Source organism: Lysinibacillus sp. NPDC056959, assembly GCF_042674095.1.
In the GTDB taxonomy this organism is placed as follows: domain Bacteria; phylum Bacillota; class Bacilli; order Bacillales_A; family Planococcaceae; genus Lysinibacillus; species Lysinibacillus zambalensis.
This window is the reverse complement of the sequence record NZ_JBHURE010000007.1, coordinates 113,209-134,542: the sequence shown is the minus strand read 5'-3', so window position 1 is coordinate 134,542 and position 21,334 is coordinate 113,209. Positions and strand designations below refer to the sequence as shown.

The 21,334-nt window shown below is 37.8% G+C and carries 21 protein-coding genes and 2 other annotated features; of the genes, 5 read left to right on the top strand and 16 right to left on the bottom strand.

The window, feature by feature from the left end:
• Position 1 precedes the first annotated feature (1 nt).
• Together ACFTQ7_RS11105 and hmpA are read right to left on the bottom strand one after the other, a co-directional pair.
• Positions 2 to 1,063, bottom strand: coding sequence for a YeeE/YedE thiosulfate transporter family protein (locus tag ACFTQ7_RS11105; protein WP_386828746.1), 1,062 nt, complete (start codon positions 1,061 to 1,063; stop codon positions 2 to 4).
• Between the two features lie 182 nt (positions 1,064 to 1,245).
• Positions 1,246 to 2,412 (bottom strand): NO-inducible flavohemoprotein, encoded by a 1,167-nt coding sequence (gene hmpA / locus ACFTQ7_RS11100; protein WP_349659365.1) that lies wholly within the window; start codon positions 2,410 to 2,412, stop codon positions 1,246 to 1,248.
• Between the two features lie 190 nt (positions 2,413 to 2,602).
• Between hmpA and ACFTQ7_RS11095 the strand changes: the two genes are divergently transcribed.
• Positions 2,603 to 3,040 (top strand): Rrf2 family transcriptional regulator, encoded by a 438-nt coding sequence (locus tag ACFTQ7_RS11095; RefSeq protein ID WP_079562208.1) that lies wholly within the window; start codon positions 2,603 to 2,605, stop codon positions 3,038 to 3,040.
• A 51-nt stretch (positions 3,041 to 3,091) separates the two neighbouring features.
• On the opposite strand, the gene ACFTQ7_RS11090 is transcribed toward ACFTQ7_RS11095, so the two are convergent.
• The 5 genes from ACFTQ7_RS11090 to ACFTQ7_RS11070 form a co-directional block, all read right to left on the bottom strand.
• On the bottom strand, positions 3,092 to 4,072 hold the full coding sequence (locus ACFTQ7_RS11090; RefSeq protein ID WP_386828743.1) for a GNAT family N-acetyltransferase: 981 nt from the start codon (positions 4,070 to 4,072) through the stop codon (positions 3,092 to 3,094).
• Between the two features lie 415 nt (positions 4,073 to 4,487).
• The gene (locus ACFTQ7_RS11085) at positions 4,488 to 4,865 is read right to left on the bottom strand and encodes a VOC family protein (RefSeq protein ID WP_386828741.1); all 378 of its coding nucleotides are present in this window, start codon (positions 4,863 to 4,865) and stop codon (positions 4,488 to 4,490) included.
• Positions 4,862 to 5,299, bottom strand: a complete 438-nt coding sequence (locus tag ACFTQ7_RS11080; RefSeq protein ID WP_386828739.1) for a DUF1801 domain-containing protein — start codon at positions 5,297 to 5,299, stop codon at positions 4,862 to 4,864. Before ACFTQ7_RS11080 ends, ACFTQ7_RS11085 begins: the two co-directional genes overlap by 4 nt.
• 474 nt (positions 5,300 to 5,773) lie before the next feature.
• The gene (locus ACFTQ7_RS11075; protein WP_386828738.1) at positions 5,774 to 6,430 is read right to left on the bottom strand and encodes a YdeI/OmpD-associated family protein; all 657 of its coding nucleotides are present in this window, start codon (positions 6,428 to 6,430) and stop codon (positions 5,774 to 5,776) included.
• 129 nt (positions 6,431 to 6,559) lie between these two features.
• Entirely contained in the window at positions 6,560 to 7,054 is a 495-nt protein-coding gene (locus tag ACFTQ7_RS11070; protein ID WP_386828736.1) for a DUF1648 domain-containing protein, read from the bottom strand.
• 311 nt (positions 7,055 to 7,365) lie between these two features.
• Between ACFTQ7_RS11070 and ACFTQ7_RS11065 the strand changes: the two genes are divergently transcribed.
• The gene (locus ACFTQ7_RS11065; RefSeq protein WP_386828734.1) at positions 7,366 to 9,060 is read left to right on the top strand and encodes a methyl-accepting chemotaxis protein; all 1,695 of its coding nucleotides are present in this window, start codon (positions 7,366 to 7,368) and stop codon (positions 9,058 to 9,060) included.
• A 317-nt stretch (positions 9,061 to 9,377) separates the two neighbouring features.
• Here the strand turns inward: ACFTQ7_RS11065 and ACFTQ7_RS11060 are convergent, their stop codons facing one another.
• Together ACFTQ7_RS11060 and ACFTQ7_RS11055 are read right to left on the bottom strand one after the other, a co-directional pair.
• Entirely contained in the window at positions 9,378 to 9,617 is a 240-nt protein-coding gene (locus ACFTQ7_RS11060; protein ID WP_386828732.1) for a hypothetical protein, read from the bottom strand.
• A gap of 139 nt (positions 9,618 to 9,756) precedes the next feature.
• Positions 9,757 to 10,524 (bottom strand): HAD-IIB family hydrolase, encoded by a 768-nt coding sequence (locus ACFTQ7_RS11055; RefSeq protein WP_386828730.1) that lies wholly within the window; start codon positions 10,522 to 10,524, stop codon positions 9,757 to 9,759.
• Between the two features lie 424 nt (positions 10,525 to 10,948).
• Positions 10,949 to 11,186 (top strand) — a binding site (T-box leader).
• A 123-nt stretch (positions 11,187 to 11,309) separates the two neighbouring features.
• Between ACFTQ7_RS11055 and ACFTQ7_RS11050 the strand changes: the two genes are divergently transcribed.
• Complete coding sequence (locus ACFTQ7_RS11050) at positions 11,310 to 12,881, top strand: 2-isopropylmalate synthase (protein ID WP_386828728.1); 1,572 nt, start codon at positions 11,310 to 11,312, stop codon at positions 12,879 to 12,881.
• Between the two features lie 277 nt (positions 12,882 to 13,158).
• Here the strand turns inward: ACFTQ7_RS11050 and metG are convergent, their stop codons facing one another.
• The 4 genes from metG to rsgA form a co-directional block, all read right to left on the bottom strand.
• Entirely contained in the window at positions 13,159 to 14,793 is a 1,635-nt protein-coding gene (gene metG, locus ACFTQ7_RS11045) for a methionine--tRNA ligase (RefSeq protein ID WP_386828726.1), read from the bottom strand.
• 132 nt (positions 14,794 to 14,925) lie between these two features.
• Positions 14,926 to 15,192, bottom strand: a binding site (T-box leader).
• A gap of 81 nt (positions 15,193 to 15,273) precedes the next feature.
• Positions 15,274 to 15,921, bottom strand: coding sequence for an HAD hydrolase-like protein (locus ACFTQ7_RS11040; RefSeq protein WP_386828724.1), 648 nt, complete (start codon positions 15,919 to 15,921; stop codon positions 15,274 to 15,276).
• A 55-nt stretch (positions 15,922 to 15,976) separates the two neighbouring features.
• The gene (fosM, locus tag ACFTQ7_RS11035) at positions 15,977 to 16,402 is read right to left on the bottom strand and encodes a FosM family fosfomycin resistance protein (protein ID WP_386828722.1); all 426 of its coding nucleotides are present in this window, start codon (positions 16,400 to 16,402) and stop codon (positions 15,977 to 15,979) included.
• A gap of 52 nt (positions 16,403 to 16,454) precedes the next feature.
• The gene (gene rsgA / locus ACFTQ7_RS11030) at positions 16,455 to 17,528 is read right to left on the bottom strand and encodes a ribosome small subunit-dependent GTPase A (RefSeq protein WP_386828721.1); all 1,074 of its coding nucleotides are present in this window, start codon (positions 17,526 to 17,528) and stop codon (positions 16,455 to 16,457) included.
• Positions 17,529 to 17,903: 375 nt separating this feature from the next.
• On the opposite strand from rsgA, the gene ACFTQ7_RS11025 reads away from it, so the two are divergent.
• Both ACFTQ7_RS11025 and ACFTQ7_RS11020 read left to right on the top strand, forming a co-directional pair.
• Entirely contained in the window at positions 17,904 to 18,986 is a 1,083-nt protein-coding gene (locus tag ACFTQ7_RS11025) for a type III polyketide synthase (RefSeq protein ID WP_386828720.1), read from the top strand.
• Between the two features lies 1 nt (position 18,987).
• Positions 18,988 to 19,530 (top strand): isoprenylcysteine carboxyl methyltransferase family protein, encoded by a 543-nt coding sequence (locus ACFTQ7_RS11020; protein WP_386828719.1) that lies wholly within the window; start codon positions 18,988 to 18,990, stop codon positions 19,528 to 19,530.
• An 81-nt stretch (positions 19,531 to 19,611) separates the two neighbouring features.
• On the opposite strand, the gene ACFTQ7_RS11015 is transcribed toward ACFTQ7_RS11020, so the two are convergent.
• Genes ACFTQ7_RS11015 through ACFTQ7_RS11005 form a run of 3 tightly spaced genes read right to left on the bottom strand, consistent with a single transcriptional unit; the run spans position 19,612 to position 21,297 of the window.
• Positions 19,612 to 20,418 carry a hypothetical protein gene (locus tag ACFTQ7_RS11015; protein ID WP_386828717.1) on the bottom strand — a complete coding sequence of 269 codons (807 nt, stop codon included), beginning with the start codon at positions 20,416 to 20,418 and terminating at the stop codon, positions 19,612 to 19,614.
• A 14-nt stretch (positions 20,419 to 20,432) separates the two neighbouring features.
• Positions 20,433 to 20,729: a hypothetical protein gene (locus tag ACFTQ7_RS11010; protein WP_386828715.1), complete on the bottom strand. Its 297-nt coding sequence runs from the start codon at positions 20,727 to 20,729 to the stop codon at positions 20,433 to 20,435.
• Positions 20,722 to 21,297, bottom strand: coding sequence for a hypothetical protein (locus ACFTQ7_RS11005; protein ID WP_386828714.1), 576 nt, complete (start codon positions 21,295 to 21,297; stop codon positions 20,722 to 20,724). The genes ACFTQ7_RS11010 and ACFTQ7_RS11005 overlap by 8 nt, the downstream gene beginning before the upstream one ends.
• Positions 21,298 to 21,334 lie beyond the last annotated feature (37 nt).

The window sequence follows — 21,334 nt, the reverse complement described above, 5'->3', positions numbered from 1 at the left end:
TTTATACTGGTATTATTTCTGTAGCTTGCTTAGCTTTTTTACTTGGTCGAACGAACACAAAGTAAGATGCAGTCCATGTACCTAAAATCATAAACCCTAATGAAATCCATCCTTGCCAAGTCATCATCGCCGTCATCACCAATCCATTACCAATTGAGCAACCTCCTGCTAAACCTGCGCCGAACCCCATCATAAGTCCACCACATAAGCTGTTAATCGCCGTTTTTGTATCTGGAATACGGAATCTAAATTCGCCACTCATTTTTGCTGCTAATAATGATCCTAAGAAAATACCTAGCACTAAGAAAACACCCCAGTTGATGAAGCTAATTTGTCCAGTCACCAAAAACTGCAAAATATTAGCAGAAGGTGTTGTAACGCCTAACCCACCTATGCGTCCAGTAGCAACACTTAATGGCCACGCTAAAGTTGCAATCACTCCAATAATTGTTGCAGTTATAAATGGATGCCAACGTTTTTCAAATAGTATATGTGCTAATCCCGTTTTTTTCGGCTTTAACCCCGGAATTTTCACTCGTGGCTTCTTTAGCTCACGGTAAATGATAAATGTAACGACTACTACAAAAATCGTAATAATCAACCAGTTATTTACGCCAAGTGTCTCGGCAATAGAATTACTTTCAATTTTCGTTTCTTTAATAGCCGTATCCATCGGCAACAATACGCCTGATTTCATCATTGCTGCTACAAGCATATAACCAGCTAATGCAATCCAACTGCCAAGTAAACCTTCCCCTGCCCGATACCAAGTACCTGTTGCACAACCACCTGCGAAAATAATGCCAATTCCAAAAATAAACGAACCAACAATAACAGCTACGATTGGTAGCGAACCAGCACTGAATTCAAATACCTTTAAACTAATTAAGGTATATACACCCACACTTTGGATTGCTATTGCAATAAGTAATGCGTAAAACATACGGTTATCTTTTGTTAAATACATATCGCGGAATCCGCCAGTTAAGCAAAAACGACCACGTTGCATAACAAATCCAAGTAAAGCTCCGCAAATAAGTCCTGTTATAACCATTTGAACCATCGTCATTCCCCTTCCGATACCTTAGTATTCTTATAGGGTATATTACCACTTGTTTTACTATGAATTCAATGACTTTTTTTACTATTTTAAATACAATGACTTTTTTTCATATTTGCGCACACAAAAACCCCTTGCTACAAGTGCAGAAAACTGCTTCTTATAACAAGGGGGCAGATCATTATTTATTTGGCTAACTGCATTGCTGGACCAAAAAATTCATAATGAATTTTTTCGTCTTTCACGCCGATCTCATGTAAATTTTCAATGATTGCTTCCATAAAGCCAACAGGTCCACATACGTAAACATCTGCATTATCGGCTACTTTTTCGGCTAACAATTCTTTTGAGATTTTCTTATTTTCATCCGAATATAACGCTGTATATGACGCATTTGGTAGCACATTTACTTTCTTTTTGATGTCATCGCTAAATGCTACAACTTTTTCATTGCGTGCACACTGGATAAAGCTCACTTCGTTTGTTGCATCGTCTGTTAGTGATTGCAGCATACTATTCAATGGTGTTACACCGATACCACCGCTTATAAATGTAATAGGAGTAGAAGTTTCTTCTAAGACAAATAGCCCTGCTGGAACACTTACATCCACTAAATCTCCCACTTCTAATACGTCATGAATAAAGTTAGATACTTTACCATTTGGCGTATGATCACTTTCACGTTTCACTGAAATACGGTAGCCGTCTTCTGCGTCTGCTTGCGAAAGCGTATACTGACGGTTCATTAAATATTGTTCGCCTGGTACTTTCACACGGATACTGATATATTGACCTGGCTCATAAGCTGGTAGCGGCGTACCGTCTTCATTTTCAAAGTAGATAGATGTAACAAGATCACTTTCTACTACTTTTTTCGCCACTTTCAGTTGTTTAAATAAGCGCCAACCGCCATTACGCTCAGCTTTTTGATATAGCTCTTCTTCTACTTGAATGAAGATATCTGCAATGACGCCATATGCTTCAGCCCAAGCATTAATAATATCATCTGTTGCTGCATCACCAAGCACTTCTTTAATCGCTTTTAGTAAGTTTTCTCCAACAATTGGATAGTGCTCAGGTAAAATACCTAGACTACGGTGTTTATGAGCAATTAACATCACCGCTGGTAAAATAGCTTCTAAATTTTCAATATGAACCGCAGCAGCATAAACTGTGTTTGCTAATGCTGTTTGCTGGCGGCCTTTTTCTTGGTTTGTATGGTTGAAAATATTTAATAATTCTGGATGAGCTTGAAACATATTTTTGTAAAACGTTTTAGTAATCTCCACTCCATGAACTTCTAATACAGGAACTGTCGCTTTAATAATTTGTACTGTTTCTTGTTTTAACATATCGCATACCATCCTTTCGTGATTACAATATAACGCTATCAATTCCTTAAAGCAATATGTAAAATACATCTTTAACAAAATGGACATAATTAATGTATTTTAAATACATCTTTAAAAAAGTATTGAATTTATTATACTTCAATGTAAAAATGCTATAATTATTTTGAACTATAGAAAGTAGGGTGTTCTTATGCGCTTAACTTTATACACCGATTATTCTCTTCGAACACTCATTTATTTGGGTGCAAAGGATGAAGGCCAATTATCAACTATCCAAGAAATTTCTGATGCTTACAATATATCGAAAAACCATCTAATGAAGGTGACACATCAACTTGGATTATTGGGCTATATTGAGACAATTCGAGGACGGGGCGGAGGAATTCGCCTAGCGATTGATCCAAAAACCATTACAATTGGTGAAATCGTGCGTCATACAGAAGAGGATTTTCATCTTGTCGAATGCTTTGACAAAGAAAATAATCTATGCAAAATTGCACCAGAATGTCAGCTAAAAGGCGTATTATATGAAGCATTACAAGCTTATTTATCAGTCTTAGATCGCTATACGCTTGATGATTTTTTACATTCGAAAGAAAAGTTGATGGCACTGTTGCTTGGCGAATAAAAATACCCGCACAACTCAAGTTGGACGGGTATTTCTTATGTCTATATTGTTTTACAATGCCTTTGAAAAGAAAATCATATCTAGCGCACGAATTCCATTTTCAAAGATTGGCTCTGGATAATTACTGAAAAAATCTTTTTCAATTGCTTCCATTCGAAAACCTGCTTTTTGATAGAACGCAATATTATCAATACTAGAATTCGCAGTTCCAACTATTATCGTTTGATATCCTTGTGTTTGACAAATTGTAGTTATTTGACGAAGCGCTTCTTTTCCAAGCCCTTTACCTTGATACTTCGGTATGATCGCAATATTTTTTAATTCTACTGTCTTATCAGCCTGTTCTAGAAGTAACGCTACACCCGCTAACTGTTCACCACATTTAATCTCATATAATTCACCGTCATTTAAATATTTCCGAACAGCTTCTTCACTTTCATCGGCCAATAACAATTGTGGTAAATAGTCTTCCCTCACACCTTCCACTTTCTTTAAAGATGTACGATATTGGACAAAATCTTCGCGCTCAAAAACATTTAAAACACAAGGTTGCTTTTCTTTGACCTCTAGCCATGAATGCTCCTTCGGAAAATCATTTTCAACTCCGAGTCGAATAAAAGGCAACTTTTCCTGTGCCTTTTGTGAGCGAATATTGACCTTTCTAGCTCCTGCAAAAACATACTTTAACCCTAACTCAAAAAATGCAATATCTAAAATGGCAATTTTAGATTGAAGATTATAGCCTTTACCCCAAAATTCATAGCCTAGCCATGATCCAATATGACAGCTCTTTTTATTGTGATCAATAAACATTAACGCCGTTACACCAATCAGTTGTCCTTCCTCATCTAAAACAACACGAGGAACTGTCTTTCCTGCTTCTTCGTCCACACACTCACGTTTAATAAAATTAATCGTATCTTCCACTTTTCCAGCAGGTAACCCTAGCGCATCTCGAACCTGTGGCATAGAAGACAGTGCATGCATTGCTTCAGCATATTTTATAGCGTGTCTCACTAAAGTTACGGCCATATTCTATTCTCCTTTTAATATGATCGTGCCCTACGCATTGGATTTTTGTATCATCCTCTAATGGCATAAGAGCTTTTTCCATCCATTTATTCATGTCTATGGCTTCATCACCATAGCGTGAGGTTGATTTCCGTTCCGGCTAGGCGCTTTGTTGCTGACGCTTCGCTTTCGCACAGAAAACATCCGCTTTGTTGCTGACGCTTCGCTTTCGCACAGAAAACATCCGCTTCGCTGCAGGGACTGTTGGTCACGAAGGCGTTATCACAGGATGTGATGCTTTTAGCCTTCGTTCCTCGATTGCTGGTCCCCAAGGAGTCGCCCAGTTCTAACGAAGATCAACTTATACACATAGTATACGTTTTAAAAAAAGTCATCCCTAACTTTGACGATGAGGCATATTCATTTATTCCTAAATTTAATTATATGTTAGTTGCCAAGATACACCGAAACGATCCTGAATCCAGGCAAATTTCTTTGAAAACCCATAATTATCAAGAGGCATTAACGCCTGTCCACCTTCTAAAATTTGAGCAACCAGACTGTCGATTTCATCTATAGACTCACATTCCACAAAGATAGAAGTTGACGGTGTAAATGTAAAGTTATGTTGTATCACACTATCATTCACCATTATTTTCAAACCCTTTAAATGAAGAACAGCCATTGCAACCTGTTGTGAGTCTTCCATATAAGTTAAGCTGTCTACTTGTAACTCCGAAAACCATTGTTGATATTGCTGGATAGCTTCATTGGCTTGTCCTTGAAACATTAGAAACGTTGTGGCACTTTTCATTTATTTAACTCCCCTTCATATTTTGTAATCCATTGTGCTGGTGTCATTTTCGAAACGAGCTCTCCAATTAATTCGTACGGAATATTTTTAGTGTTTGTAAAACGAATACAGCTTTTCCCCATATTAAGCTTTGTCGGAACTCGTTTCGCATATTCCTCTTGGAACCACGAGAGTAACGCTTGATCTGCATAAATGCCCATATGATAAACCGCAATATGACGTTTTTGTGCAGCAAGACTTATAAAGGGTAAAGGAGTATTCGGTGTACAATGGTAACCCTTCGGATAAGTAGATAACGGGACAACATAGCTTATCATGTCATAATTCATATTTTCTTCAAAACCCTCTGGTAAATTGCTTTCTACCACATCTACAAGTTTAGCAAAACCCTCCTGCCATTTTTCATCTACTTGCTCAATATAAGTGTTTTTCATACTCTGTCCCCCTTTTCAATATAGTATTATTGCTAGGTGTATATCTTTATAAAAGACTCTTTCCATAACGTAGAATTGATTTCCGTTTCGACTAGGCGCTTTGTTGTTACTGTCGCTTCGCTTTCGTACAGATAAAACATTTGCTGCCGCTTCGCTTTCGCACAGAGCAAAGCTTCCTGGGGGCGTCCGCTGAGCCGCTTGGGGCAACAGGATGTTGGTCACGAAGGCGTTATCACAGGACGTGATGCTTTAGCCTTCGTTCCTCTATATCGCTGATCCCCAAGGAGTCGCCTAGTCTACACTCCAATCAACTTAAATTTCATACTAAATATCATCCCTAATTTTTTATAATGAGCCAATCTGATTTCTGTTTTTAATCGCTCTATTGTGTAATGGATACTAGGCTAATCATAGGATTGCCAATGACAATGAATATAGCATCACTAAAAGGAAACAATAAAGTCTCTTTGTTATTTATGCTTTACCTTCTGCCTTTGCTTTTCGGTATAATTCCTTTGTTTTGTAGCCTAGTCTAATAATTTCACGCATCTCCTCCAAGCGCGCTACCTGCGTCTCTTCCTTTTTCGCACTATAAATATATCGGGCCCAATCTTTTTGATAGCCCGGTGTTAATCCATCATAAAATGTTAAATCATCCGTATTTTCCGCAAGTGAATCACGCAATTGAGGAATCATACCTTCATAGTCGCTTACGCATTGACTACTCGCTGTCTTCTTCTTGCCACGGCTTTTGCCATCTCTTTTTATGCTTAATATTGAAAATGTCTCATCTAAAGACATAAGACTCGCAAATTTATAATCACTGCCAACAATGTATTTTTCATCGTCTACTTGAATAGCCGGGAAGATTTCATCGCGATGAATACACTGTTCATACTTTTTATTCCCTTTTTTCGGATACACAAAAAATAAATAGCCTTGTTCCACGAGAGTGTTTAACTTTATTTCATTTTGTAAGTACGTTACCATTTCATCAATAGTAAATACAAAGGTAATGATTCGATCATGGGGTGTATTCCCTGATTGGGGTATCCCCTCTAGTAACATTTCCTGCGGCTGATTATGAATAGCAATGGACAATCCATCTTTTACTTTAAATTTCTTTTGCATAGTTTTGACACCTCTTTTAATGATCCATACAATTTTCTCTTAGTTTTGATAGTATAGCTGATTTAATGAAAAATTCGTACAAAAAAAACGCTCAAATTTTCTCGAGCGTTTCGTTTACATTGAAATAAGCTATTTTATTTTGGTAGTCGCTACTATACCTTTAATTATCGGAATGGCTGTTCCAATTAGCACTATCGGTAGGAACCACCAGCCAAGATTCTCTACCTCACCAAGTGCAATGCGTACCATTTGGAAGGATATAGCTGCAAATAAAATGAGACAAAGGTTTTTCACTTCATTTAATATTTTTCGGCTATTCAAATAAAAAGCTTCAACATTACTTTCATTTAAGCGTGCTGGGTAATTATGCGTATGCGGAACCCTTTCAAGGAACCCTAGAAAAATACATAGAAATAGTCCAATAAACGGAAGGATAAATAATTCTATTTTAGAACCCCAGCGATCAACTTCTCCTGCGCCATTAAAGTGAGCTGGAATCTCCTCGGGTAGTTTGCCCCACATGACAAAAATATAAAGGATAGACAGTACAAATAATCCACCACCGATATAGTCCCAAATCTTTTCATATGTTGTTTTTGGCAATTTCAAAACAGGCCTATACATTTTCCCACATCCTTGCTTATTCCTTTACCATTTCTACGTTACTACAGTTCATTTAGTTTCAAATTTGCGCAAATTGTCTTAATTGTTTGCAATATACACATAACTATCCGCTTTCACTAGCAGTGAAACGGCACTTTATTCTACCTTTTTTATCATTTTATCTACAACTTACGTCCTTACTCTTCCTATTCAATATAGTAGAAATTCTCATAATACTTTGTAAAATTAATATAATCTGATATAAATGGTATATACATATTTCATTTTTTTGTAACATTTCTACTAAATTACTGAGAAAGGAAACGACAACTATGCGATTTACTATCTATAAGAAGCTAACACTCGGTTTTTTTATTGTTATTTTAGTATTAATTGGCACTATCGGATTAAATTTTAAACAGCTTAATTCCGTAAACAAGACATATCGCGTGTTACTTGAAGAACAAACAACAAAATCTATTAGTATACAAGAGCTCCGCGCAATTGCTAAACAAGAAATTGTAAATATGAGAGGCTATCTATTACTTGGAGACAAGCAAAATTTTCAAAGTAATACGGCGTCCCGTGAAGAATTTAAAAAGAAATATGATGAATTAATGGCATCATTCGATTCTCAAAAATCAATTGAATTATTAGAGGCAATCAATAAAAGCGAGCAAGATGTCCAACAGTTCGCAGATCGAATGTTTTCATTAAAGGCAGATGGAGAAACAGAACAATATGTAAAGCTTGATAGCACACAAGGCCGACTAATTATTAAACAATTCGATGAACGTGTAGCTAACCTTGCTAACTACCAAGATGAATATATAAAAGAAAAAATCGCTGCTACATCAAAAGATATTCAAGATATTAAATTCCAAATGATTATTCTTGGTATCTTTGCTGTTGTCATTAGTCTGATAATTGCTATGATCATGGGAAGCCTTATTTCCCGCCCAATCAGGGGAATGGCAAAGACTGCGAAAAAGATTGCTGGGGGCGATTTGACAGCTGAGCAAATTCAAATTAAAAATCGTGATGAAGTAGGCGATTTAGCACTTGCCTTTAATCAAATGGCGGCAAACTTAAAGGATCTTATTACAAATGTACGTCATAACACTGTACAAGTAAGTGGCTCTGCTGCTGAGCTAACCGCAAGTGCTGAACAAACTATTCAAGCGACAGAACAAATCACTTCCTCTATACAAGAAGTAGCAAGCGGCTCCGAAGCTCAAGGGAAAAACGCTACTGAAAGCTCGGTAGCTATGAAAACTATGACAAAAGGCATTCAACAATTGGCTGTGACTACAGCTGCTGTTTCAGAGCTTGCTATAGAGACAAATACGGAAGCGAATAAAGGAAATGGATCACTACACCGTGTTATTACACAGATGGACACAATCAATTCAGCGGTTTTAGAATCTGCTAGCGTTGTGAAAGATTTAGAAAACCATTCTGTTGAAATCGGAAATATTATTAGCCTCATTACAGATATTGCAGAGCAAACAAATTTACTAGCATTGAATGCTGCAATTGAGGCAGCACGTGCAGGAGATCATGGTCGAGGATTTGCAGTAGTTGCGAATGAAGTAAAAAAATTAGCGGAGCAATCCAAACGATCTGCTGAACAAATTTCAACTTTGATTTCAGAAATCCAACAGAATACACACCACGCCGTAGCTGTTATGGATACCGGTACACAAGAGGTTCAAGTAGGTATGCAAGTTGTAAAAGTAGCGGAGGAAGGCTTCTCAAAAATTGTTGAACTGACCGAGCATGTATCCAAACAAATTCAAGAAGCAACGACAGTTTCAGAGGAAATGTCATCAAGCGCTGAGCAAATTTACGCATCCTTTGATGAAATTGCAACAATCGCACAGACGTCTTCTTCCAATCTACAAAATGTAGCTTCTGCTTCCGAGGAACAGCTTGCGACTATTGAAGAAGTGGCCGCTTCCGCTGCGACACTATCAAACATGGCCGAGGAATTACAAACACAGGTTGCGCGTTTTAAAGTGGAGTAAGGAATTTGGTAAAGTTTCTATAATAGCTAATTATCATAACGTGGGGTTGATTTCCGTTCCGACTAGGCGCTTTCCTGGGGGCGTCCGATGAGCCGCTTCGCTTCGCTGCAGGGTCTCATCTGTGACGCTGATCCCCAAGGAGTCGCCCAGCCTCCACTCCAATCAACTTAATACATTGCATGCATTTTAACAATATTATGCCTCGAAGCACAACGACTATAGTTAAACGTATGAGCTGTTTTCAAAGCATCTACCTGGTAAAACGTAGAAAATCATTGATTCTACGAGTGCAAAGTCAGCTCATAAAACAAATATATTTATCCTTTTCTTTTTAAAAACCAAAATAATAAAGTTAAAATGAAAAGAACAAATGGTGTTAGTCCAATATATTTAAAAGCATTTACTGCTCCTAAAAAATATAATGCTATAGGCAAAAATGTAATTGTACTTATCAGCATAAAAACCCAAGACTTTTTAAAAATACCTACTATTAACGAGACTCCAAAAATGAAAAATGAGAGCTGCCATAGGAACAAAATTGTGTTAGAATCTGCCATATCGTCTTCTCCTTTTTAACATCTTCCTATATGAGAATGGGCTCTGATTATCCCTAGATGGTATCTATCGATAACATTCATTTATGTGTACAAGATTCTTCGATTTATGAATAATTCCCAGTACGAGTAGCACGGGAATCTAATCAATTACAGCCTCTTCCTTGTACTTTTCATTTAACACACTTAACATCTTAATAATTGCCGTTTCCTCACTCGGTACTTGTAAGGACGCAAGCTCGCGTACTTTATGTTCACCTACACAAACGCTTTCTTTTGCCTTTGCAAACATGGACGCATCATTCGTATCATTTCCAAATGCGATAAATTCACCTTCAGCGATACCTAACTTCGTTAAACCATTCCATTTATCTATGCCGCTCGGGCTCATATCTACAATATTTTCAGATGTATGTTCATATAACGAAATTGGTAGTTTTTTTAGTTCACCTACTATTTCATTACGTTGCCCTCCAGGGAATAATACAACTTTCACTATATCCTTCAACTCTTGCAACGAAACATTTTTCGCAAGTTTTAATGGATCTAAATTTTGATAAATTGGATGTGTCTCACTACCTGTATATGCATAATCCCAATCACCGTCTATTAAATACGGCAATCCAAATGCTGAAATAATATTTTGAATCTCTTCTACAATTTTTGCTTCAAACGCTGTTACCTCAATAATTTCACCGTTCCGTGCAACAAATGCACCATTTCCCCCTACCATTGAAAATTTTCGCATTGTTTCAGGTAATACTGGTAGTAAATCACGAATCGGACGAGCTGATGCAAAAATGATTTCATGCCCGTTTTCGATGCAAGCTTCTAAAGCATTAGTAACTCCCTCACTTAATGGTTGTCCCTTAAAGCAAATCGTACCGTCTAAATCAAATACAAATTTCATTGTCACGCCCTCTTTCTAAACTGTTAATTACCCATTTATTATCTCGTAAATATTTACATTTATTGTAGAAATAATGATTATTATCATAGCGTAGGGTTGATTTCCGTTCCGGCTGGGCGCTTTCCTGCGGGCGTCCGATGAGCCGCTTCACTCGCGCTGCTCGCTCCAGGGTCTCATCTGTGACGCTGATCCCCAAGGAGTCGCCCAGCCTCCACTCCAATCAACCTATATACATGGCATACATTTAACAATACCATCCTCAAATTTCGGAGATAAGTCAAAAATAAGGGAGCTTTTTAATGTTATTAAAGGTTCGAATCCATAATAAGGTACTACTATCGAACAAGACAGAAAAGAAATAATTTTTAGAATATTATTGACAAACCAACAATATCCACGTATTATTGCTTTCAACAACACATTATTGTAGGCCAAGATTGGAAATAGTAGAAATGAAAGTGTACTTGTAGAGAGTCGGTGGTTGGTGCAAACCGATAGGCACACATTTTGAACTCGTCCATGAGCCACTCCCTGAACTTTAAGTAAGGGACGTCGGTTTCCTCCGTTAACGGGATAGACAGTGATAGCTGTCGATAAGGGGGCTTTTTCTATAAAGAGAAAGTCAATTAGGGTGGTACCGCGAGCATAAACTCGTCTCTATATTTTTATATAGAGGCGAGTTTTTTTATTTTTATTGGCCTAGGTGTGGATTTCGTCTCTAGCAGAGCTAAAGGTTAAAAGCAGAGACAATATCAATATTACTACTACAAAAGGAGTGTTTGAAAATGGGAAGAAAAATTTGGGTGTTTGATACGACTTTACGTGATGGCGAGCAAGTGCCAGGTGCAAAACTGAATTTATATGAAAAAGTAGAGATTGCTCAGCAACTCAAAAAATTAGGCGTCGATATTATCGAAGCTGGGTTCCCCGCTTCATCACAAGGAGATTTTGATGCAGTTAAAGCTGTTGCACAAAAAGTTGGGAATACAAGCGACATTATGATTACTGCTTTAGCACGTGCTGTACAGGCAGATATTGATGCTGTTTATAATGCTGTAAAATATGCAGAAAATCCGATGATTCATATGGTACTCGGTACTTCTGATATTCATGTTGAGAAAAAATTTAGTAAATCCAAGGATCAAATTCTACAGATTGGCGTAGATGCAGTAAAATATGCGAAAACTTTTCTACCACAAGTCCAGTATTCAACAGAAGACGCTTCTCGTTCAGATTTCGAGTATCTTTGGAAAACCATCGAAGCCGTAATGAAGGCTGGTGCAACAATGATAAATGTACCTGACACAGTCGGCTTTGCAGAACCAGAAGAATTTGGAGCGATGATTTATAAACTAAATGATCGTATGAAAAACTTAGACGATAGCGTTCTGTTAAGTGTTCATTGCCATAATGATCTTGGAATGGCAACTGCTAATACGCTTGCTGCGATTAAAAACGGTGCAGATAAAGTAGAATGTACAATTAACGGAATTGGCGAACGCGCAGGAAATGCTGCATTAGAAGAGGTAGTCATGGCATTGAAGACACGTAGCTCTGTATACAATGCTGAGACGCGTATCAACACAAGAGAAATTATGAATACGTCTCGTCTTGTTTCAAGCTTTATGGGCTTAGACGTACAAGTAAACAAAGCGATTACTGGAGATAATGCTTTTGCCCATTCATCTGGTATTCATCAAGACGGTCTTCTTAAATCTCGTGATGCCTATGAGATTGTCCATCCAGAAGATGTAGGTCTTGACGATATGGAGCTAGTCCTGACAGCTCGCTCTGGACGTCACGCGGTGAAAAATGCTCTTGAAAAACTTGGCTTTTCAAATCTTACAGCGGATGAATTCGAAGGAATCTTCGAAGACTTCTTAAAGCTGGCTGATGCAAAGAAAGAAGTTTACGATCACGATTTATATGTTATTGTAGAAAGCTATTATGAAAAGCATGATGCAAACAATGCTAACGCCACTCACTATAGTGATCAATTCTTTGATTTCGATGATTTACAAGTCGTCAGCAACGTAAGTTTCCCTTCAGCAAGTGTGAAAGTACGTAAAGGCGGGGAGATATTTAAAGCAAGTGCAGTTGGCTCAGGTCCAATTGATGCCCTATATTCAGCCATCGCAGAAATTACAAACATCGATGTGAAACTTGTAGAGTATAATATCAATAGTGTTTCGCGCGGTAAAGAAGCGCTTGGTAAAGTAAAAATTACAATCGAGCATGAAGGTGAAAAATATATCGCAAAAGCTGCAGATACAGATATTTTAAAAGCGAGTGCGCTAGCTTATATTAATGCCATCAACAGTATTGTTGTTGCTAAATTAACGCCTGTTATGAACTAAATAATAGATCAATTATGCCTCGGCATAATTGCGTCCGGAATCGGCTTTGTGCTTAGGCCTGCACAAGGGCCGACACGATGTCGGTCATTTCGGTATTGCCACAGGACGCGGCGTTTTTACCGATGCAGGTCAGTTAGCCGTTATCGCATGGATGCGATGATTCCCCTAAGCACTCCTTTCCGATGCCGTGACATCCGCCGGAGGCTTTAACTACTTTCATCTGAAAGAAGTTAAAAGCAGTATGACACTATTTGGAGTCATACTGCTTTTACTTTTCCTATCGACTGCCCTCAACTAATTTTTGATATTCCTCTTCAATTAGTGCCACATCAAGACGTTCAAACAGCGGTGTCACTTCGCTAATGCTTGTTGGTAAGTCTACTTGTTCATGCCACTTCACTTCTTTGATCCCTAACATTTTTCTCACCTTCTCAGCTGAAAACGGTAAAAATGGATGTAATAGCTGTCCAAGGTTGGCAATGATATAAACACATGTCGCTAATGTTTGATTTCCAGCTTCCACATTCTCTTTCGCCTGTAGCCATGGCTGCTGCTCATCAAAATAGCGATTAGCCGCACGAATATATTCAAAAACAGCCTCTAATGCTTGCTTAAAATGACCCGCTTCTATATGATTCCCAACATCATTAAACAGCTGAGTTGTTCGTTTTCGAATAGTGTCATCTACCTCTGCATGAGGCACTTGACGATCAAACGATTTCTCTAAAAACTTCAATGTACGATTAACAAAATTACCGTAAGCGCCAAGTAATTCACCATTATGACTATAAATAAATTCTCGCCAAGAGAAATCCGTATCGCGATTTTCTGGCGCATTCATTGTTAAAAAGTAACGAATAGAATCTGCATCGTATCGACTTAAAATATAAGGCACCCATACCGCCCAGTTTTGACTCGTCGATAATTTTCGTTTTTCTAATGTTAAATATTCGTTTGATACAATATGTGTAGGTAATGTCTTCGCTCCCATCCCCATTAGAATGGCTGGCCATATAATTGTATGGAACGGGATATTATCTTTACCATGCACATAATATGAAATCGTTTCTTCATTCCACAAATCTTCAATCGCTATTTGGTGCTGCTTTGCCCATTCCAAACTCGCCGTTAAGTAGCCTGCTACTGCTTCAATCCACACATATATTTTTTTGCCTTTAAAACCTGGTACTGGCACATCTATTCCATTTGGTAAATCCCTTGTTACAGCACGATCCGGAACCCCTTCTGCCAAGTAACGCTCTGTTAGACTTAAGGCATTGTCTCGCCAGCGTTTTTCTGCCTTTGCCCCCGCTAAATAAGTCTCTAGCCTCCCCTGAAACTGACTAAAGGCAAAGTAAAAATGCTCTGTCTCCTTGATAATTGGCGCATTCCCACAAATCTTGCAGCGTTTATCGATTAAATTGAGTGGGTCTAAAATGGTTGAGCAATTATCACATTGGTCACCACGTGCCATCGCACCACAGTTTGGACAAATCCCCTCGACAAATCGGTCAGGCAAAAACTGCTTGTCCGTTTCACAATAAGCCTGTTCAATTTTCTTTTTGTATAAAAAATTGTTCGCTAATAGCTGTAAAAAAATTGTTTGAACCGATTCATGATGGTGCTGCGCATCTGTCCGCGTATACAAATCATAGGTAAATCCTAATTCATTGAAGCATTTTGAAAACTCTTCGTGATAATGATTAGCAATTGCTTCCGTTGTCGTATTTTCCTGTGCAGCCCGAATAGAAATCGGGGTGCCATTACAGTCACTTCCTGAAACATATAATACCTTCTCGCCCTTTTGTCGATAATATCTAGCCAAAATATCGCCCGGTAATAATGCAGCAACATGCCCTAAATGCAAAGAACCGTTTGCATATGGCCACGCGCCTCCAATAACAATTGTCATCCTAAGTTGCTCCCCTCGAAAAAATGTAAAAAGTGTAAGGTGTGTTGATCAACCATTTTTATTCATCTAAACCTATATTCACTTAACCAAAACACCTGAAAAAATGTATAAAAAAACGCCCTAATCAAAATTGATTAGGACGAGTATACCCGTGTTACCACCTATATTTACAAATAGCTCTCACTATTTGCCTCCATCAGTGCGTCTCATTTCAAATTTCAATGAGGGATACTGCCGCTGTTGTAACGAGTGCCCATCTCGTCGTAATCTACTCGCAAACTTGCTTTCGGTACGAAGCTCAAAGGTCATTTTCAAAAGGGGACATTTACCTCATTTCCACCAACAGAGGCTCTCTATATAATGCTTATCCAATTTACTTTTCCTTATCAATGCTTTTATTATAGATTTCCACTATCTTACTCTTTTTGATTATGAATTGCAATGTATGTCGATAAATCGTTCCTATTTCTCGATAAAATTTTATCCTAATTTTAAATCAAGTAATTCTTTTAAATCATCAATAACTATGTTAGCTTTCTGTAATTCTGATTCCTGTGCAAAGTCGAAACGAACACCAACAGAGAATAACTGATTGTCATGGGCTGCTTGAATATCAGAAGAACGATCACCAACGACTGCTCCACGTTCAATGGCATTTTCCTCAATTACCTTTTTCACTAAATCCGATTTATGACCACTCGAAATGGACTGAATACTATATGTACTTTTAATAAAACGTTGTAATTGATAAGTTTCTACTATCGCCTGTAAATACTCAGTTTGTCCATTACTAGCAATGAATAAATCGTAGTTATCCGCCAAAGCAGACAGTGTTTGCTCTGCATGTGGATACAATGCACCCTGACGATTCTGTATTTGTTCAATAAGCTTAACATGGAATAATGCATTGCTTTCTTCCCGTGTCGCTAGCGTATGCATAGGACATAACGTTTCCCACACAACAGGTAATGGAACCCCCATAATTTCATGGTATTTCTCTATTGGTGTTTCTCCCTGCCACAAGCCCTTTGCGCGCAGCACATCAAACGTTGCCGCAAGTGCTGGCTCTAATATTAGATTTGTTTGAAATAAAGTACCGTCCATATCAAAAATAATAGCTTTTTTCATAAAATCACCCCTTCTACTATTATCAACGTATTCATTAGAAAGAGTGTTGCAACCTTTAGACATCAAAAAACTCCATATGCATTTTTTCCTTTTTATAATAATCCAAGCGATCCTGTAAAGTCCCTGTATGAAATTCGAACTTATGACCGTCTGGATCTGTGAAATAAATCGATTTTTTATCTCTCACATCTCTTTGTCTACCTTCTAGGATATTGACATTAAGTTGGATTAACTTTTCATACATTTTGTCAAAATCATCCTCATGGATAGAAAAAGCTAAATGTGTATAGGATTGATGTATTTCATTACGAGGAATATCCTTTTCTACATTCAGGGCAAGCCACAGCCCATTTACATCAAAATAGGCTGTACTTTTCCCCTTCACTAATAATTTTGCGTCAAAAACCTTTTCATAGAATGCAATGGATTCCTCTAGATTTGAAACTGAAAATAATAAATGATTTATGTTTTGGATTGTCATATGTGTGTCCCCCAACTATGAGATAACCGTTCACCCTCATATCATGTTTCGTTTAATTAGATTTTTTACCTTTCTTCCCCTTCGCAAGTTGCTTTGATTTGCGTTGCTCATTAAGTTTTGCCTGTGCATTTGCTTTTCGTTCGATAAAAGCAAGCTCTCTTTGCAATTTAAAATAGCTTTGAAGGCGGGATTGTTCAAGCACACCATCTGTAATGGCTTGCTGTACAGCACAATGCGGCTCCTTCTGATGTTTGCAATCTCTGTAACGACAGGCTGTAGAAAGTTCCTCAATGTCCTTAAAACTAGAAGATAAGCTGTCACTCTGATCCCATAATTGTAATTCTCGCATTCCAGGTGTATCAATTAAACAGCCACCACCTGGCAATAAAACTAATTCACGATGTGTAGTTGTATGACGCCCCTTCGCATCATCTTCACGAATATCCGAAACCTTCATATAGTCCTCACCGCTAAGGGCATTCGTCAATGTAGATTTCCCTGCGCCAGAAGAACCGAGCAATGCTCCTGTTACGCCTTCCGTAAATAGCGCACGAATATCCTCTAAGCCCTCACCTGACAGAGCACTAGTCACAAAAATATCCACACCGAACGCTACAGACTCAACCTCACGTATTTTACTAGCAATATCTTCACACAGATCAGCCTTCGTCAATACAACGACCGGCTTCGCACCTGAATCCCACGCAGCTACTAAATAACGTTCTAAACGACGAATATTAAAGTCTGCATTTAAGCTCATCACTAGAAGCACGATATCAACATTCGATGCTACGATCTGCTCTTGTACTTCCGCCCCCGCGGCCTTCCGTGAAAAGACTGATTTTCGAGTAAACAATTTATGAATAATCGCCTTTTCCTCACCAGGCATTTTCTCAACTAGCACCCAATCCCCAACTGCGGGAAAATCCTCACGTGCTAATGATGTATACGCGTAATGTCCAGCAATCGTTGCCAGCCACTCTCCTTCTTCAGCCAGCACACGATAGGAATGCTTATGCTCCAATGTAACCCTAGCCGGCACACAGTTCGCTAGCTTAGCCTCCTGTTTAAATCCAGTCATTTGATCTTCAAAATATGTTAAAAATCCTAAAGTTGTTAAATTCAATTTGTTTTCCTCCTAAATATGCATATCGTTTATCATCACTTGAAAATAAACACAAAAAAACCATGTCTCTGCGCAATTCGGCAGTTACAAGGTTCACAGGCACATTTAAGAGAATATACAAAACACCACAATCATGAATTAAATCTCGCTACTATGTGTGGTTAAATTGTATATTTTAGGCGTGTGAAATTGAACAAACCGAATTGCTGTTCGTTAATAGCGGCTCTATTCATCATGTCACATCACCTACTTTCGATTTTGTTATTTTCAATATAACGGAATCTTCCGAAATTGTCAATTATAACTTACAAGCATGTATCCCCTCCCTACCTGCATACAATAAACAAGACCACTATTGGCGAAGGAGATGTTGAATTGTCAAAAATCATTTCGATCAGTACATACAAACCACCGTACACATTACAACAGACAAATGCGGAGGAGCTAACGAAGGAACTTTTTTATGCAAAAATCCCTAAATTAGAACGCTACTTAAAAGTGTTTGAGAATGGTGGTATTGCAACACGTCATTTTTGTGTGCCACCGGAATGGCATCGTACGGATCATTCCTTTGAGGAACGTAACGATTTATATATTGAGCTAGCTACACAATATAGCGTTAACGTCATTCAAGCCTGTTTACAAAATGAAACCTTTTTACAATCACCGATTTCTCCTAAAGATATCGATGCTATTATTTTTGTGAGTAGCACAGGCATTTCCACACCGAGTATTGATGCACGGGTTATGAATCAACTTCCTTTTTCAGACAGACTTAAGCGTATTCCACTTTGGGGACTTGGCTGTGCTGGTGGTGCAGCTGGTGTTAGTAGAGCCTATGATTTTTGTCGTGCTCACCCGAAAGCGAAAGTTCTTGTCGTTTGCGTTGAGCTTTGTAGTCTAACCTTTCAGCCAAATGATTTTTCAAAAAGCAATTTAATTGGTGCCTCTCTTTTTGCGGATGGCGCAGCATGTATACTCGTCTGTGGAGACGAAGTGAATATCGCAGTAAAAAAATCAACACCTACAATTATCGGAACCGGCTCTAAGTGGATGCCAGATTCAGAAAATGTTATGGGCTGGAATATTAAAAATAATGGCCTACATGTCGTTTTTCAGAAAAGTATTCCTGCCATCATCACCAATTGGCTCGGTCCATTCATTGAACAATTTTTATTGGAACATGAGCTGTACAGTGAACAGCTTAACCATTTCATTGCACATCCTGGCGGTAAAAAAGTATTAACAGCCTATGAAGAAACACTTTACTTAGCTCCCCAAAAAACCGACATTTCTCGGGAAATATTAAAATATCATGGAAATATGTCATCTCCTACGGTGCTATACGTGTTGGAGCAATTTATGTTAAATGAAGGACAAGTAGAGGATACTGGTTTGCTCGTCGCTCTTGGCCCTGGCTTTTGTGCTGAAGCCGTATTACTTAAATGGAGGGAGTAGCATGATGATTCACATTATTTTGATCCTCGTCATTCTACAAAGATTGACAGAAGTTTTCATTGCAAAACGCAATGAAAAATGGATGCTCTCACAAGGGGCCTATGAAGTCGGTTCCTCTCATTATCCGTATATGGTTACTTTGCACGCCGCCTTTTTCTTGTTTTTAATGATTGAAGTAGCCACTAATCATAAAAGTGTATCGCCTTTATTTCCGTTATTGTTTTTATTATTTATTGCCGTTCAAGCATTACGCATTTGGTGTATCCGTTCTTTAGGGTCTTTTTGGAACACAAAAATACTCATATTGCCTAATGCAGAAGTGGTACGGAAAGGCCCTTATACATTTATGCGTCACCCAAATTACGCAGTGGTTTGTTTAGAAATTATTCTTTTGCCTTTAATGTTTCAAGCATACTTCACAGCCTTCTGCTTCACACTTTTAAATATAACAATGCTATCTGTACGCATTCCAATTGAAGAAAAAGCTTTACGAGATGCAACAAATTATAATCACGTATTTCACAAGAAGATTTCGGAATCCTAGCCGAAATCTTTTTTGTTTTCCAATTAGCAACATGAAAAGGCTGTTTCATCTTACTTTTGAAACAGCCTTCTACAACATATTTTATACAGTTTTATCAGTATTGATTTCTATTGTTAGCTCGTTCAGTTTGTGATCCAGGTCCTCAAGCAAGCGTAATTTATGATTCAACTGCTTTTCAAAATCCATTGATTGAGCCAATACCTTATTCACTTGGGCATCTACACGTGTCAGGAACTCGGGATCCATCTTCGTTTTTCCACTTAGGGAAGAACTTTGTTTTTTTACATCAGCTAATTCTTCCGATAATTTTGCTATCTCACTGCTTTTCTCCTCTATTTCTTTGGCTAAATGCTTATTAAGATTGTCTAAATCGGCTTGCTCTAAATGGGATCTTTCGATGGCTTCAATGATCGACTTCATTTGTTGGCCTATATCTCTTGTAAAAACATTCAACTTATTTTCAAGGCCATCCACTGTAGTCTTATAATTAGCATCTGAATTCATAGAAAGTAGTAATTCATCTTTAGTGAATTTTAGAGATTCCTTTATTAGCTTATTTTCTTCACGCAGTTCTTCCAGTTCTTTTAATAAACCTTCTATCGAAGAAAGTTGTTTTTTCTTCTGGATTTCTCTCGCTTGTATATCATCAAAGTAAGTTTTTATTGTTCTATCATGGTCTCTCTTCAGCTTTAAAAGCTCCATCGAAAGCTCCTTTTTCTGTTTTGTTAATTCAACATTTTCTCGCTCTAATCTCAGGACTAGTGAATAATAATCACCATCTCTAAGCCTTTTAACTTCATTTTTATACTTCGCTAATTCGGCTCTTAAAAAAATGATCATTTGCTGAAGCTGCATAGGATCATTGTTTTTGACAATATCATTATCCACACTTACACCTCCTATCACGACAATTTTTTAAGTAAACTAATCACTTCTTCAAATTGCTCCTTACTCTCCTCTAACATCTCATCCAGCTGCTTCATCATCTTCATTTCTATTTCCTCATCGCCAACTTCTTCAACTTTTCTCTTTTCTCCTGACATTAAATAGGCAAGAAGTAAATTCAATGTGCCTTTTTCGAGATAAGCAAAGCTATTATTTTTCGTATTACTATAGTTAGAAAGATTCGTAAGCTGTTCCTTTATTAGTTGATGGACAACACTATCTATTTTTTGATTTATATTTTCAGACTCACTCATTTTCATCCTCCTGTGTATAACTCATTCCATTGAGATTAATAGGATTTAAGACGACGACACCCTCTTCGAACTGATCACAATATGTAAAACCCATAATACTTCCTGAATAAGATGAATTATGACCCCATTTGATTTGAAAGTTAGGAAATGATAGTGTCTCGTTTGGCTCTAACGTTGTTTTTCCTATAGGTCTAAGCCAGAATTCCTCCTTGCTCGATGAATCATTAATTCTCTCCCAGCTACTGTTTCCTTTTAAATTTGGTGCGAAATGTTCATAGACATACCTTCCTGAGAAGGAGAATGGGGAATCTTCAGGTAGCTTTATACATAGAGAAGGATTCGTTATAGGCTGATTACCTATATTACGAATATGATAAGAGCCCAGGCATAAGCTTTCCTCATCGGGATTATAAGAAATATTGATTGAGGATGTGAAATAACTAATAACGTTGACACTTTCCGGAACGATCAACTCCTCAATCGCTTTTTTCATTTCATGAACATAAAAATCCGTTTGGTTTTTTAACTCATTTATTTTTTCTTCTACACGATCGATGCGAGTAAGCATAATCAGTGCCCCCTTGCTAATAGTATTGAATTAATCA